The sequence below is a fragment of the Paramicrobacterium humi genome, assembly GCF_900105715.1.
In the GTDB taxonomy this organism is placed as follows: Bacteria; Actinomycetota; Actinomycetes; order Actinomycetales; family Microbacteriaceae; genus Paramicrobacterium; species Paramicrobacterium humi.
In genome coordinates, this window is record NZ_FNRY01000001.1 from 1,062,787 (window position 1) to 1,076,859 (window position 14,073).

A 14,073-nucleotide genomic window follows, 5' to 3' on the forward strand; every position below is an offset into this window, starting at 1 on the left:
ACCCGCCCTTCTGTTGCGCGGTCGGATCGAGCGTAACAGCGGATGGGTGGTGGCTGCCGGAGGGCCCGTGCTAATGTTTCCGGCAGCGTTCCCGTTAGCGCTGACAAAGGAGTGAGTAATGAAGACGCTGGAAGGCATGCGCGTCCTGGACGTGTCGATCGCCATGTCGGGACCGTTCGCGGCCCAGAAGCTCGCGGACCTCGGTGCCGACGTCGTCAAGGTCGAGCCCCTCGCGGGCGAGTGGCAGCGGCACGCCGCGGCAGGAGGAGCGCGGGGGAACCAGGTGAACGCCTCATTCCTCTCTCTCAACCGCAACAAGAGGTCCATCGCCCTCGACTTGAAGAACGACTCCGCCCGCGAGGTGATCCACAAGCTCGTCGAGACCGCCGACGTCTTCCTGCAGAACTACAGGACCGGCGTCGCCGAGCGGCTGGGCGTCGACTACGAGACCCTGCGCAAGATCAATCCGCGGCTGATCTACGTGAGCATGTCCGGCTACGGCGGCAGCGGACCGTACGCGACCAAGCCGGGGCAGGACGTCATCCTGCAGGCGATGAGCGGCGCGCTGTACTCCGCCGGCCGCGAGGGCGAGGCCCCTCGTCCCGCGCCGTTTTTCCTCGTCGACGCGTTCGCCGCGTACTCCGCATTCGAGGGGACGCTCGCCGCGATCATCCACCGTCTCCGCACCGGCGAAGGGCAGCTGGTCGAGGTGAACATGCTCGACGCGATCATCGCCGCGCAGATGCAGGAGATCTCGGTGCACACCGTCGGCGGGATCCCGCAGATGCCCGCCGAGGAGATCCACGCGCACTCCTACATCCGTGCACCCTACGGCGTCTTCCCGACCAGCGACGGTTACATCGCCCTGTCGTTCGCGGACGCCCCACTGCTGGCATCCGTCTTAGACGACGACCGGTTCCTGCAGTATGACGTGGAGCGCGACGGCTTCGAGAAGAAGGACGAGATCTCGCGGCTGGTGACTGAGGGGCTGGCCAAGAACTCCACGGAGCACTGGCTGACAGCGCTCGGCGACGCCGGCGCCTGGGTGGGCCCAGTGTACGACTACGACGGACTGATGCAGGACCCGCAGGTCGCGCACAACAACTCCTTCGTGGAGTACGAGCATCCCACCGAGGGCCGGGTGAAGACGCCGGGGTTCAACTTCCGGCTCAGCGCCTCCACCCAGGAGGTCACCCGCCCGGCGCCGCTCGCGGGCCAGCACAGCGAGGAGCTGCTCGCCGAGCTGGGGCTCGACGCCGCGCAGATCGCCGAGCTCGTCGCGGCCGGCGCCGTCCACCAGAGCACCGTCCTGCAACCGGCATCCGCATAGATCCCGACTATCATCCACAATCGCAAAGGAGCACTTATGGATACCGAATCAGAGAAGAGCGCGCGCCGCGCGGCCACGGCCTCCGCCATCGGAAGCCTCGTCGAATGGTACGACTTCGCGCTGTACGGCGCGGCGGCGGCCCTCGTCTTCAATCAGTTCTTCTTCCACGCCGATAACCCGGCCGTGGGGCTGATGGCGTCGTTCGCGACGTTCGCCGTCGGCTACTTCGCCCGGCCCTTCGGCGGCATGGTCTTCGGTCACCTCGGCGACAAGATTGGCCGCAAGCCGGTCATGATGATCACGCTGACCCTGATGGGCATCAGCACGGCGCTTATCGGCCTGTTGCCCAGCTACGACGTCGTCGGGGTGTTGGCCCCCGCACTGCTCGTGTTCCTGCGCGTGCTCCAAGGGCTCGGCGCCGGCGCCGAGTACGCCGGAGCGGTGGTGCTCTCGTCCGAGTCGGCACCTGCCGGACGGCGCGGCTTCTACGCCTCGTGGTCGGGAGCGGGCGTCTGGATCGGATCGGCAATCGGCCTCCTCGTCTTCCAGCTCACACTCTCGCTCACCGGTGACGGGTTCTCCACCTGGGGCTGGCGGATCCCGTTCCTGCTGAGCCTGGTGTTGCTGCTGGTGAGCCTCTTCATCCGCCACCGCGTCGACGAGACCAAGCAGTTCGAGAAGGTCAAGGGCACGGAGACCGCCCAGCGCGTTCCGCTGATGGTGCTGCTGCGCACTGAGAAGCGCCGTCTCGCCGTCGCGCTCGGCTCGAACTTCATGCTCTCCGGGTTCTCCTACATCCCGCAGGTGTGGGCGCTGAGCTACCTGACGAACAACATCGGCCTCGCCGCCGTGCTGGGGCTCGCGACCAACGCCATCGTGCTCGTCTCTGGTGCCGTCTTCATGCCGTTCTTCGGGCGGCTCGGCGACCGCATCGGACGCCGCCGGCTGTTCATGATCGGCACGATCTTCGGCGCGCTGTGGGCGTTCCCCATGTTCATGCTGATCGACACCAAGCAGCCGGTGATCGTCATCCTGGCGCTGGCGGTGTGCTTCGTCGGCGGAGTCGCAACCTGTTACGCCGCGCAGGCGGCCTTCCTCGCCGAGTTGTTCCCGCCGGCCATCCGCTACTCGGGTGTCGCGTTCGCACGCGAGGTCAGCGGGGCACTGCTGGGCGGCACCGCTCCCCTGATCGCCACCGCCATCTTCGCCACCACGGGTCACTGGGCGCTGATCGCGGTCTTCATGGTCGCGAACGCCGTGATCGCCTTCATCGCCGTCTACTTCTCGAAGTACTTCCGCTCCGACGAGGATCAGCTCGACGACGCCCGGTTCGAGGAGGACACGACCGGCGCGATCCGCACCGTCTCGTCACGGACGCCCGCCCGCGGCTCCGAGCGCGTGGGCCTGTCATGAGCGCGAACCGCTACTTCGAGGACTACGCGATCGGCGAGCGTGAGGAGTTCCCCGCGTACACCGTCACCTCCGAGGACATCTTCGGGTTCGCCACGCTCAGCAAGGACAACCATCCGGCGCACACCGATCTAGACTTCGCTGCGGAGCGCTTCGGAGGGCAGCTTGCCCATGGGGCGCTGACCTTCAGCCTGCTCGTCGGCATGACCGTCGAGCGCAACGAGCACGGAGTGGCGTACGGTTACGACCGTCTGCGATTCCCGTCCCCGCTGCTGGCCGGAGACACCCTCACGGCAACCAGCGAGGTGATCGATCTGCGCGACCACAAGCGGCCCGAGATCGGGCTGGTGGTCAAGCGCTACACCGGCACCAGGGACGACGGTGCGGTCGCGGTGGTGTGCGAGCACCTCATCGCCGTGACCCGTCGCCCCGCCACGCAGAACGCGACCTGAAGGAGAAGAAGTGATCGACATCAATGCCCTCGTCCGTGATTCCGTGCGCGCATCCGCCGCGTGGGCGGGCTCGGCGCTCGACGTGCGCGCCGGATGGCTGGCCGCCATCGCTGACGCGATGGACGCGCATGCCGAGGAGCTCGTATCGATTGCGGATCGCGAGACGCATCTGGGGTCGCCGCGCCTGAACGGCGAGCTCGCGCGCACGACCGCGCAGCTGCGGAAGTTCTCACTGGTCGTCCAGGAGGGCGCCTACCTTGAGGTCACCATCGACCACGAGGATCCGGCGGACGTGCCGCCGCGTCCGGATCTGCGCCGCATGCTCGTGCCGCTGGGGCCGGTGGCGGTGTGGGCGGCGAGCAACTTCCCGTTCGCCTTCTCGGTCCTCGGCGGCGACACGGCCTCCGCGCTCGCCGCAGGCAACGCGGTCATAGTGAAGGCGCACCCCGGTCACCGCGAGCTCTCGGTGAGGACGGCCGAGCTGGCTGTGGAGGCGCTCGCACGCGCCGGCGCACCGGCCGACAGCATCCGGCTCATCCACTCCCGTGAGGAGGGCGTCGCGCTGATCCAGCACCCCGGCATCGCGGCAGGGGCGTTCACCGGTTCGATCCCCGGCGGCAGGGCACTATTCGACCAGGCGGCGGCGCGGCCAGAGCCGATCCCGTTCTACGGCGAGCTCGGGTCAGTGAATCCCGTCGTCATCACGGAGCGTGCGGCGCTCGAGCGGGGCGAGGAGCTGGCCGCGGGGCTGGCCGGCTCGTTCACGATGGGCATGGGGCAGTTCTGCACCAAGCCCGGGATCGTCTTCATCCCCGCGGGAAATGATTTTCCCGAGTGGGTCGCGCGGAGCGCCGGGGCGCCGGATGCTCTCATGCTCAACGACCGCATCCGCGCCGCCTATGTGGCGGGGGCGGAGGAACTGGCCGGTAATGCCGGCGTCACCGTGGTTGCGGGGGCCGCACCGGCGGAGGGGGAGAACCCCGGCCCGATGGTCGTGCGCACGAGCGCCGCGGCGCTCATCTCGGACCAACGATTGACGGAGGAGGTGTTCGGCCCGCTCACGCTGCTGGTCGAGTACTCGTCGCAGGAGGAGCTGGGGGAGGCGATCGCCGCGGTCCCCGGCAGTCTGACCGGGACCATCCACGCGGCCGAGGGGGAGCAGACCGCGCAACTCGTCTCCGCGCTGGCGCCCCGGGTCGGGCGCCTGCTGTTCGAGGGCTGGCCGACGGGCGTTGCGGTGAGCTGGGCGCAGCATCACGGCGGACCCTACCCCGCGACGACCTCGCTGTTCACCTCCGTCGGCGCGACGGCGATCCGACGCTTCCTGCGGCCGATCGCCTACCAGTCCGCCCCGCAGGCGATCCTGCCCCCGGCGCTGCTCGATGCCAACCCCTTCCAGATCCCGCAGCGGGTTGACGGAGAGCTGCGACTGCCCGCACAGCGGGGCTAAACCGAGTCGCTCCGTGTGCGGAGGCTGATACGGGTCGGGCTTGTGTCGGTTGGGCCAGTGGGCGGGATGCGTGGTTGATTCAGAGCGCCGCTTCCACACCGTCGAGGGTGATGTTCCTATTGTTGTTTGAGAACCTCCGGTGACGCTATGGCGCAGCGAGCGCCGGAGGTTCTCTTGCATCAGGAAGAGAACCTCCGGCATGCGGGATAAGCTGGAACCTGCACCGAGCCATCAACGGCACGAACGTCCTGCCAGTCGAGAGGAAGCAGGATCATCGCGACGTAGAGCGATGCGCTGGACAAGATCAGCAGCGCCGAGGCGGACAGGGTTGGCTTTTGGTGCATGACGTACGCGGTGACGATCGCCGCGCCCTGCGAGGAACGCGCCGCGCGCGAAGGCTATCAACAGAGCAACTCGGCCGAGGATGGGATGGGAAGCACGCCCGCCGGTGTGAAGTCGCCTTCGCGTAACACGCTCACGAGTCCCAGCGAGAGGCGGGCGAGAGCAACACGAGTCAAACGCATTTGAGCCGCAAAGGGCGGCCGCCTTGTCACGCGGAAGGAGTTTCCATCCGAGGCTGACGTCGGCGACGCGGAGCAGGAGGTGCACGAGGAAGAGCGCCCGAAAGTGGCCGTGGAGAGCAGTAGCGGCTGACCGCCCGTTCGAGGACGAGGTCGACGACCTGCCTTCTGCGTCTGCGCGTCCCCCACGTTGCCCGAACCGGCGCGGGAAACCGCTCCCCGGCCGGTTCGGCCGAGGGAGTCATCGTGCTATTTCTGGGCTAAGAACGCCGGCATCGATCGCGTCCTTGTCGCTCTCGGCAGCCATGAAGATTGGGGCCGCATTGCGCCCGGCCAGTGGGCCGCCGCCGGAAGGGCCTCCCGAGTGAGCGACGCCGTCTGGCTGCTGCCCCGACCGTTCCGCTTTCGGGTAGCGGGCCGCGAAGTACTCTCCCTCGGTGGCGCATCGAGCGTGGATAAGTCTTACCGGACCCCTGGAAAGGACTGGTTCGAGGAAGATCTCATCACAGAGGCAATGGAAGCCGCTGCAGTTGCTGGTGGATGCGCAGATCTGCTGCTCACGCACGAATCACCCGCGCGTGCTGTTCCCGAGGTGCAGGCGGTACTGGCCGGAAACTCGCTCCAGTGGCCCACTGACGCCCTCGCCCTTCCGGTAGAACAGCGCGAGCGTGTCCAGCGCGTAGGTGACGCGGTGCTTCCGGCGCTCCCCCGTCCACGGGCGCACGGACGTCTATGGCGACATTGAGCACGCGGACGGACGCCGAGTGATCAGCTTCGATCGCGACGTTCGCAGGCAATGCCGGCGTTCTCGACATCCCCGCGATGACCTTTGAACCGATGCCCATGTCCGCCATTCGCGGGCGAGTCTAATACGAAGGGCTGAGCCGTTGACCGAGGCCTCGAGCCGAACTGTGGGGTCAACTGGTGGCGGGGCGGCCGCCGGAGGAACGCTGCCCGAAGTCGCGGGTTGACGCCTGGGGTCAATTGGTGGCGGAACGGCGAAACTGGACCAGGGCTGGTTACGAGGAACTGTCACCAATCCGCGGCTTTGACTGGAACCAAGCCAAGGCTCCAGCGTTTCCGTCTACGTAGTCGAGGACATACCGAACACGCTTAGGAATTTCGACCATCTCCGTCAAGGTGTAGGTGCGGTCTACTCCGTCGCCGCCATCGATATGGAAATGAAGAACCGGGACAATCTCCTGTCCCCCTATGGCGCCTACATTCACGAGCCGCCGTTGGGTGCTGACAGTCGCGACGTGGACACGGGTCTGTCCGTGAGAGATGAACACGTCATGTGCGTCGACTTCGATCTCCGGAATCGGGTCTAGACCCTCGATGTCGAACTGCCCGGAACCGATGAATTCTGTTGGTGCAAGGCTGATGCCCTGCAACCACACATGCTTATCCTTGTTGTCGTACCACTGAAGACCGGCGAGTCCTACGTAGTGGTGCCCGACCTTGTCCGGCCAAGGCTGAACCGCCTCATATCGTTCGATGATCCATGCCGGAAGCGCCCGGTGCGCCTGCCGCCACTTGCGCCACTCTCGTCCGTTCGTGGTGATTGGAAACGAGATGCGTTGCCGGTCGTAAGACCCGTTCGCGAAACGGGCGAACAAGCGATCGTTAAGGTTGTCGAGCGCAGCGCGCGATGCATGCGCCATGCTGCTCGCAATCGTCGCCCAACGGTCGTGCGGGTGGGGGCGCGACATTTCGACGTACACGTTGAAGCCTGTTCCGTTAGGACCGAGCAGCGACGTCCGAGTAGTGAATGTGGTACCCGAAACCCAGCGGTCGACGATCCTCTTCAAATCGGCGCCCTGGCGTGTGGCATGCACAATGCGTGCTTCGAGCGCAGCTCGCTCATCGACTCCTAACGCGTTCGCGATACCGAAGGCTGAGTGACGCGTCATGATCCCACACTAGCCTCGAGCTGACTCGCCCTTCGGTCAGCCACGTGGAACTGCAACAGGAGGGCTTCGCGCCGATAGCCGGGATAATGTGCGATTATCGGGGGCCAGAAAACAGCCCCTTGAAGTGAGATGAGGCTGAGTTGAAATCGGGGCTTCTGAGCACGTAAACGAGCTGAATGCGTTAGGGCTGGCAGCCGGATCATCGACGGCTCTCCCACTCGGCGCGAAGCCTGTCTGCGGCGTCGATGGCCTTCTGAATGGCGTTCTGCTTCCGGAGGATCTTGATCAGTCCGTCGGGGCTGCTGGCCTGCCCGTGCACGCGGAGACCCACGCCGGTCTTGTAGTCGCGGGCGAGATCCCCGATGGGATCGTCGCGGCTCGCTTGCCTCAGCACCCACGTATGGAAGGACGCGGCGGGTTCGGCGGTGGAGGTGGTGTGGACGGTGCTCATGGCGAGTGCCCTTTCGTTGTGTGGTTGGTTCTGATGGGTAATCACCGGGACGGCATGTGGTCATCGACCCGGGTGATCTCTGTCATCGCCCCGACGGTACGCGACCCATCGTTGTGGCTCTTCCCGACGACGACCTCACGACGGTCATCAAGCGCGTGGAAGCGTTCGGGGATCGCGCCAACGTCTTCGTGGCCTTCCCTGACTCGCTCGCTCTCATCGAGCTCAGAGTCGGCGCCGGCACAGGAGACGCTGCGATTCAGCCCGCGCACGAGAACACGTCGATGGCGATGTACGTCGAGTTCCTCGAGCTGCACGATGCACCGGTGAACGTCAGCGTGCCCCTATCGGGGCGGGCGACCGCCCCGAACCGTCCGCAGCAGCTCGCGAGATTGTCGGTCCGCGCCTCTACGGTGGAGTGATGGCGACAGACCTGATCCCCGACGACTACACAGCCACGCTCGAGGAGCTCAAGCAGCAAGTGCATGCCGCACGTCTGCGGGTGCAGCGAAAGGCGAACACCGAGCTGTTGCGGCTGTGGTGGGGCATCGGCCGGACCATCCTGGAACGCCAAGCGGCTCAGGGCTGGGGAACGAAGGTGCTCGAGCACCTTGCCACAGACCTCCGGGCCGAGTTCCCCTCGATGAAGGGGTTCTCTCGCGCGAATCTCTTCTACATGCGCAGCTTCGCCGAGGCGTGGCCCGACTCGGAGGCAATTGTCCAACGACCCGTTGGACAATTGCCCTGGGGCCACGTGATCGAGCTGCTTGACAAGCTCGACGACCAAGACCTGCGCGACTGGTACGCCGCGAAGGACGTGCACCACGGCTGGAGCCGGCCGATGCTCGCGCACCAGATAGCAACCCGGCTACACGAGCGCGAGGCCGCCGCGCCGAGCAACTTCGCCGGCGCGCTCGAGCGACCTGACTCCGATCAGGCGCAGGAGATCACCAAGGACCCGTATGCGCTCGAGTTCCTCGCCGTCGACGGAGATGCCTCCGAGCGTGAGCTCGAGCAGCGCATGGTCGACCGGATCCTGGACACGATGCGCGAGCTCGGTCCGGGCTTCGCGTTCGTCGGCCGCCAGGTGCACTTCGACATCGATGGCGACGACTTCTACATCGACCTGCTGTTCTTCCACGTCGAGCAGCTGCGGTACGTCGTCATCGAGCTGAAGACGACCAAGTTCACGCCGGCAGATGCCGGACAGCTCGGCTTCTACGTCGCCGTGGTCGACGACCGGCTACGCATACACGACAAGCACCAACCGACGGTGGGCATCCTTCTCGTCGCCGGCAAGAACGACACCGTGGTGCGGTACGCGCTCGCGTCGACGACGCAGCCGGTGGCCGTCAGCCGGTACGAGCTCGGCGAGGAGGCGCAGAAGGCTCTGCCGGATGAGGATGCGATCACCCGGGCATTCGCGGATGAGCTGGCGCGGGGCATTGAGGCGGAGGCCGGATCTTGAAACACTGGGGAGCAGGTTCCCTGCAGGGAGCGTGAAGTAGCCGGAGGAGGTGGTTCCCGTGGGCAAGGTGAAGCAGCCGAGCGGTCTGCAGCGCCGCATCGCCGAGGGCAAGGCTGAGCCGATCAGCGAGCTTGAGCGCGAACAGCTCCAGCAGCTGCGCAAGATCTATGTTCGCCGCTTTGGCAAAGAGCCGGGCGCTCCGCGCGTGCGCGAGACAAGTGCATCGTTATGGACAAAGCTCCGCCGGTTGAGAGATATTCGACGTACACGAGGCAAGACAGGAGGCTCGGCATGAACAAGTCACAGAGCGAGAACCGCTCCGGTCGTCGTGTGCCAACCGAGGCTGAGCGTCGTATCGCTGCTCGCATCCGCGTCAACGCGGATCAGGCGCGTAAGGTGGACACTCCCCAGTGGATCAAGGACCTGGCGAAAGCATCCTGACCCGGCGCTGCCCCTGATATCGCCAGCTTCCATGTGGCGATACTCATTATGCGATCGTCCAGTCCCGATCTCGGCAGAGGATTCTTATACCGAGGAACCGAGCCGGCGTCTCAGCAAGCAGTCGCTCTCGGAGCAGATCACCGGGCTCGTAGCCGCTGAGCGTCGACAGCTCATCCAAAGGCGCCACCGCTTCCATCCACGGTTCCGGCCGGCCGCCGATCTGTTCGATCGCGAATGCGATGCCCGTGGCGAGAATGGTGTCCCAGCGAGCGCTTCCCGTGCTCGGCGGTTTCGCGGTCGCCCACGCAGGAAGACCCTCAGTCGGCATCGTGCCGAGCGCTCTGATCCGCCCCGCGATCTCGACGGCATCGCGAAGAGCTGCGGCCTGGTCGCCGGCGAGGAGATGGTTGCGGATCTCCGAGGAGATGCGCTTAGTGGGGATGAGGGCTGGCATGGTTCTTCTGGGTGTCAGTGTATGAGAGCCTCGGGTCTTTGTAACGAAATCGTCGCCGCAGTCATCCTGCCAGTCCCAGTTTCAACTTCTTCGCGAACGCCTCCAGCGTCACGGTGAGCCCCGGTGAGCTGAGCGCGATGTTCACGGTAGGACTGGGCGGAAGAGCATCCTCCGCTCGTTCCCAGAGCGCGACAGCGCGCGCCGGGGGCAGGTCTTTCCGGGCTGCAATCGTGCGGGGCGTGTAGAACACGCCATCGACGTCGGTGTAGCTCGCGTGAATAGCACGAGCCCAGGGTCGAGATTCTGCACGGTTCCCGGTGTTGATCGTGTCGTTGCCTCCAGCATTGACCAACCACGACGAGTCCACGAGGTCGAGGAGCTGCACGTCGCGGACCGAGCTGAAGAGAGTGAAATATGGCTGAGTGCTGCCAGGACTGCCGCCGCCTCTCTCGATGACGCCTCGGTCGCTGAAGCACTCAGCAAGGCATATCAGGAGCACCTGCTGCGTCTGGGCAGCAGGTTGGACAGATATCTGAGGCACCACGTACGTCACCCCGTAATCCGGGTGGACGCCCGAGGGCTCGGGATGGTGATCGAAGCGGCTTCCCGTCGGACCGAACCGGCGGAACTCATGCCAGCGCGACGGATGCGCCCCACCGGCATCGTAGATGCGGCCGAAGGTTGTGCCAGCGGGTAACGTGCGCACGTCGCCGTTGCTGAGCGAAGTCGGGAACCTACTCGAGTCGGGCGCGGGCAACGCGCTCATTGAATCGTGAACGCCTGCTCGGCAAGAGCCACGACGGGGTCGGCTGTCCGGCCTGCGGCGAGCCACGCGGCGGGCGAGAGTTCTCCATCTGCCAGATCCGGGTGCGTGTGCGTGAGGAAGTACTCGACGGCAACGGGGCTCACCGACTCGGGAAGAACTCTGCTGACCTCTCCCCAGCCCGGCAGCTCGCCGTGGTCGGTGAATTGGAACCGCGGGAAGCGCAGGGCTCTGTGGGTTCCGTGCAGCGTGTAGAGCGACCTCTCCCCGCTGCGCTGACGCACCCTGCTCGCCGAGACGCCGAGCAGGTCTGCGACCTCTTCGGTCGTGTACGACTCTGTGAGAAGCTGCTGCTCTCTCAGCGCGGTCCGCACGCTCGGCCGCTCCTTGATCGGTAGCGCGTCGGCAGCCTCGACGAGAGAACCGGCCTCGCGAAGAGCAGAGATCTCTGCCTCTGTCAGCGACGTGTGGCGAGGATCCTCTTCCTTGCCGACTGCATCGTTGAAACCCTGAAGCACGTCGATCAGGTCCGAGTTGGGGAACTTGCTATGGAGCAGAGCGAGCTGCTCACAAAGCGCTACTCCGTCCTCGGTGTCCGTGTCGATCACGTCATGATCAAAACCGTAGGCTTCGTAGGTGACCGATCCCTCGGTCTTTTGTCGCAGGGAAGCCTTCTTGCCGTTGCGTGCACCGGGTGCAATCGTGTTCGGCATTTGTCCTCCTAACGCTTGCTAACTAGTCTAGTGGGCGTTAGGGCGGATTGCTACGGCACATGGCCCGATACCGGCAAGTTGCTCGTGCAGAAGATGCCAGTAGCATCATCCCAGCGGTTGGGGCCCGCGTACTGACGGTCGATCCACGCCCAGGGGTCTGGAGCACGACCGACACGCCCAAGCTCGAATGGCGTGCTCGAGCTGGGAGCGCTTCATACCTGGACCCGTCAGGGCTGGGGGTAGTTGTTCGGGTCAAAGTTGCTCAGCCACTGCTCGGCGCGCTCCACCGCCTCTTCGGACAGGATGTTATCCGCGGTGACAGCGCACTCGTGCCCGCAGCTGGTGCACGTCCAAGAGCCGTTCTCGTCTGTGAAGCCGGGCTGTTCATTGAGATACGTGAAGCACTCATCGCACGACCAGTCGACGTCAGGAAAACGCATGAAATCTCCTCGGGAAACGGGTTAGAACTGGTGGCTTACAGGTACTTCTCCACGTGGTCGGCATCATACTCAATCTCGCCGTTCATCATGTCGATGGCGGCGCCGACGTTGATCTCGGACGCGGACTGCGATATCGCGCAATTGCCGCACTTTGTGCCGACGAAGTCTTCGTCGTAGTCCAGCTCGCCGTTGAACTCCGCGTTGTAGTCGTCGCGTGCATCGTCGATATCGAAGAGCGTGCCGCACTCGGTGCATCTTGCCATAAGAGCACGCTATCGGATCTGCCCACCGGAGCTTGCAGCTTGGATCGCATCGTTGAATTCCGACCGCTTCATACCGGAAGGTTCCGGGAAACAATCTCTTTGACGATCTACCCGACGCGGAGCACCTTCTTGGGTGCCGGGTCGGCGTGGGGAGATCCCTTCGTATAGGTCGCGATCCAGATCATCTGCGTCCGTGGCCGGCCGTTCTCGTCCAAGCCGAGCGAAGGGTATGGTTGCCGGCGCCAGTGACCTCGCACCGACCAGGCTGGTCGTTCGGACTCAGAATGACGAGTGCCCCCGTAGAACTCAGCATGCGAGGTCCCCGGTTTCACGTCGACGACGGTGAGAGCACCGCGGGGAGACGCAGGCACAGCGTCCCCCAGGTGACGTCCCAGCGGCTCGCCGCTGGATTCGGTCACACCACCTTGGGTCATAAGAGCCCAGACAGCAGCGAGAACCTGTTGCTCAGGGTGCTCTTCTTCCCACGAGGGAACGAAAGGCACCCGCCCGGAGAGTTGAACACCCACTTGCTTGATCTCCGTCGTGCTGCCTGCGTAGGTGCGAAGCCGCCACATCGTGCCGCCTTGCCTGAACCAGATGGCACGAACGCCTCGCACCATCCCGTCCGGGAGCGTCATGACCACGGGACGAGCGAACACCCACAGCGCGTTGGTGTGCACCGGCAAAGGCAGCAGCTGCGGTGCGGTATTGAGGCTGTCGACGGCCAGACGCAGCAGGTCATCGCTGATGAGGAACGTCTCCTCGGGTCGATCCGCCGCAGCGCCGACAGTTCGAGCAAGCTCTGAAGCGGCCTTCGCATCAACCACGAAGCCCTTGGATGCAAGCATCGGGGGTCGCCATTTCGGTGGTACCGGGGCGAGGGTCGCAGCGTTGACGGCGCGGTCGCGCCGCCCCAGGGTTGTGAGCGAGCGAGCGATCCATGCGTGACCGGCATCGAAATCCACTGCCATGTACAAGGAGGGCGGAACGTCGCCGTTGGCCTTGTACGAGGCGTAGAGATCTCGAATGGGCTGGAGAGCTCTGGACACAGTGGCGGTATCGATGCTTGCCGCCGGCAGGCCATCGACCGTGCGAAGCTCATGGGTCGTATGAGATGTGCCGTCGTTCTGGCTGCACAAGATGAGAACCGGCGCCGTGGCTTCGGTACGACCCTCATTCAACGTCGCGTAGACGTCGGGGATCAACGCTGTGAGCTGTTCACGGAACCGCTCGCGAGCGAGACCGCGGAGGCGGTACATTCTCCCCGCGCGCGCCGCATTCTGGGCAACGCGAGCTTGCGCACGGGATCGGAGACTGGGTTCCGCGGGGGCATCGTCCGGCACCGGACCAACCCCCAGCGCTCGGCTCAGCCGGCGAAGCGCCTGCGGCGGCAGTCGAGAGGTCTCTCTGAGGTCGGGAAACCCGAGATCATGAAGCACACGCAGCACCCGGTTCGTACCCTGGCCGTGCTGATTGGCGAACTCGAACACGCGCGGCGTCTGTGACTCAGGCAGTCTCGGCATCTTCATGGCCGCACTTGCGTTGCTCGCAGCGCCTCCGAGTGGTCTTGTTCCAGCCTGCACGGCCGTCTTGAGCTTCCTCGCGACAGGCGGCTGAAGCGTGGAGCTCGGGCCCTTCACGAATTCGCCCATGTCTTTGAGCATCCTGAGCGCGACTTTCGCGTCGATCCCCAGCTCTGCTGCGACCTCATACACGCGTGGCTTCGCGGCCATTGCGATCCCTTCCTGTCTGTCCCTTCAGACCCTAGCGAGAGGTACTGACGACTGGGCCCCCGCACAAGGGGGGGTCTTAGTTCCGTGACCGCGCCGACGAGCAGCCCCACTCGCTCAACGAGCGACTGCAGCTTCTGCCCGGTAACCGTGCCGAGCATGCTGCCTATGGGAGGACGGTCATAGCGGACGAGGAATAGACGCGCTCGGTGAGAGCGCTGTATGCGAGGTTGTGTCAAAATTGCAAGCCACTAGATCGTGCAGGAGGTCGAAAGTA

16 protein-coding genes are annotated in these 14,073 nt (G+C 65.0%); 8 read left to right on the forward strand and 8 right to left on the reverse strand.

Annotation, left to right across the window (positions count from 1 at the left end):
* Positions 1-118: 118 nt before the first annotated feature.
* The 4 genes from BLV49_RS05390 to BLV49_RS05405 are packed head-to-tail and all read left to right on the forward strand — an operon-like array spanning position 119 to position 4,642.
* A complete protein-coding gene (locus BLV49_RS05390; protein WP_091180955.1) occupies positions 119-1,330 on the forward strand; it encodes a CaiB/BaiF CoA transferase family protein in 1,212 nt (403 codons plus the stop codon).
* A 36-nt stretch (positions 1,331-1,366) separates the two neighbouring features.
* Positions 1,367-2,743 carry an MFS transporter gene (locus BLV49_RS05395; RefSeq protein WP_091180958.1) on the forward strand — a complete coding sequence of 459 codons (1,377 nt, stop codon included), beginning with the start codon at positions 1,367-1,369 and terminating at the stop codon, positions 2,741-2,743.
* Entirely contained in the window at positions 2,740-3,192 is a 453-nt protein-coding gene (locus BLV49_RS05400; protein WP_091180961.1) for a MaoC family dehydratase, read from the forward strand. Before BLV49_RS05395 ends, BLV49_RS05400 begins: the two co-directional genes overlap by 4 nt.
* Positions 3,193-3,202: 10 nt before the next feature.
* Positions 3,203-4,642: an aldehyde dehydrogenase (NADP(+)) gene (locus tag BLV49_RS05405; RefSeq protein WP_091180965.1), complete on the forward strand. Its 1,440-nt coding sequence runs from the start codon at positions 3,203-3,205 to the stop codon at positions 4,640-4,642.
* A gap of 1,540 nt (positions 4,643-6,182) precedes the next feature.
* On the opposite strand, the gene BLV49_RS05410 is transcribed toward BLV49_RS05405, so the two are convergent.
* Both BLV49_RS05410 and BLV49_RS05415 read right to left on the reverse strand, forming a co-directional pair.
* A complete protein-coding gene (locus tag BLV49_RS05410) occupies positions 6,183-7,076 on the reverse strand; it encodes a hypothetical protein (protein WP_143033968.1) in 894 nt (297 codons plus the stop codon).
* A gap of 199 nt (positions 7,077-7,275) precedes the next feature.
* Entirely contained in the window at positions 7,276-7,527 is a 252-nt protein-coding gene (locus BLV49_RS05415; protein WP_091180970.1) for a hypothetical protein, read from the reverse strand.
* A 113-nt stretch (positions 7,528-7,640) separates the two neighbouring features.
* Here BLV49_RS05415 and BLV49_RS05420 point away from each other — a divergent pair, with 113 nt between their 5' ends.
* The 4 genes from BLV49_RS05420 to BLV49_RS16855 are packed head-to-tail and all read left to right on the forward strand — an operon-like array spanning position 7,641 to position 9,433.
* On the forward strand, positions 7,641-7,946 hold the full coding sequence (locus tag BLV49_RS05420) for a hypothetical protein (RefSeq protein ID WP_091180973.1): 306 nt from the start codon (positions 7,641-7,643) through the stop codon (positions 7,944-7,946).
* Positions 7,946-8,992, forward strand: coding sequence for a PDDEXK nuclease domain-containing protein (locus BLV49_RS05425; RefSeq protein WP_091180976.1), 1,047 nt, complete (start codon positions 7,946-7,948; stop codon positions 8,990-8,992). Before BLV49_RS05420 ends, BLV49_RS05425 begins: the two co-directional genes overlap by 1 nt.
* A 58-nt stretch (positions 8,993-9,050) precedes the next feature.
* Entirely contained in the window at positions 9,051-9,287 is a 237-nt protein-coding gene (locus BLV49_RS16690) for a hypothetical protein (RefSeq protein WP_143033969.1), read from the forward strand.
* A complete protein-coding gene (locus tag BLV49_RS16855; protein ID WP_176980730.1) occupies positions 9,284-9,433 on the forward strand; it encodes a hypothetical protein in 150 nt (49 codons plus the stop codon). Before BLV49_RS16690 ends, BLV49_RS16855 begins: the two co-directional genes overlap by 4 nt.
* Positions 9,434-9,479: 46 nt before the next feature.
* Here BLV49_RS16855 and BLV49_RS05430 read toward each other — a convergent pair whose 3' ends face one another.
* The 6 genes from BLV49_RS05430 to BLV49_RS17470 all read right to left on the reverse strand — a co-directional run bounded on the left by BLV49_RS05430 (position 9,480) and on the right by BLV49_RS17470 (position 13,799).
* The gene (locus tag BLV49_RS05430; protein ID WP_091180979.1) at positions 9,480-9,887 is read right to left on the reverse strand and encodes a hypothetical protein; all 408 of its coding nucleotides are present in this window, start codon (positions 9,885-9,887) and stop codon (positions 9,480-9,482) included.
* A gap of 61 nt (positions 9,888-9,948) precedes the next feature.
* Positions 9,949-10,653, reverse strand: coding sequence for a hypothetical protein (locus BLV49_RS05435; protein WP_091180982.1), 705 nt, complete (start codon positions 10,651-10,653; stop codon positions 9,949-9,951).
* Positions 10,650-11,363 (reverse strand): RNA polymerase sigma factor sigma-70 region 4 domain-containing protein, encoded by a 714-nt coding sequence (locus BLV49_RS05440; protein ID WP_091180985.1) that lies wholly within the window; start codon positions 11,361-11,363, stop codon positions 10,650-10,652. Before BLV49_RS05440 ends, BLV49_RS05435 begins: the two co-directional genes overlap by 4 nt.
* A 227-nt stretch (positions 11,364-11,590) precedes the next feature.
* Entirely contained in the window at positions 11,591-11,803 is a 213-nt protein-coding gene (locus BLV49_RS05445; RefSeq protein WP_091180987.1) for a hypothetical protein, read from the reverse strand.
* A gap of 35 nt (positions 11,804-11,838) precedes the next feature.
* Positions 11,839-12,066, reverse strand: coding sequence for a hypothetical protein (locus tag BLV49_RS05450; RefSeq protein ID WP_091180990.1), 228 nt, complete (start codon positions 12,064-12,066; stop codon positions 11,839-11,841).
* Between the two features lie 107 nt (positions 12,067-12,173).
* Positions 12,174-13,799 carry a translation initiation factor IF-2 N-terminal domain-containing protein gene (locus BLV49_RS17470; protein WP_091180994.1) on the reverse strand — a complete coding sequence of 542 codons (1,626 nt, stop codon included), beginning with the start codon at positions 13,797-13,799 and terminating at the stop codon, positions 12,174-12,176.
* Between the last annotated feature and the right edge of the window lie 274 nt (positions 13,800-14,073).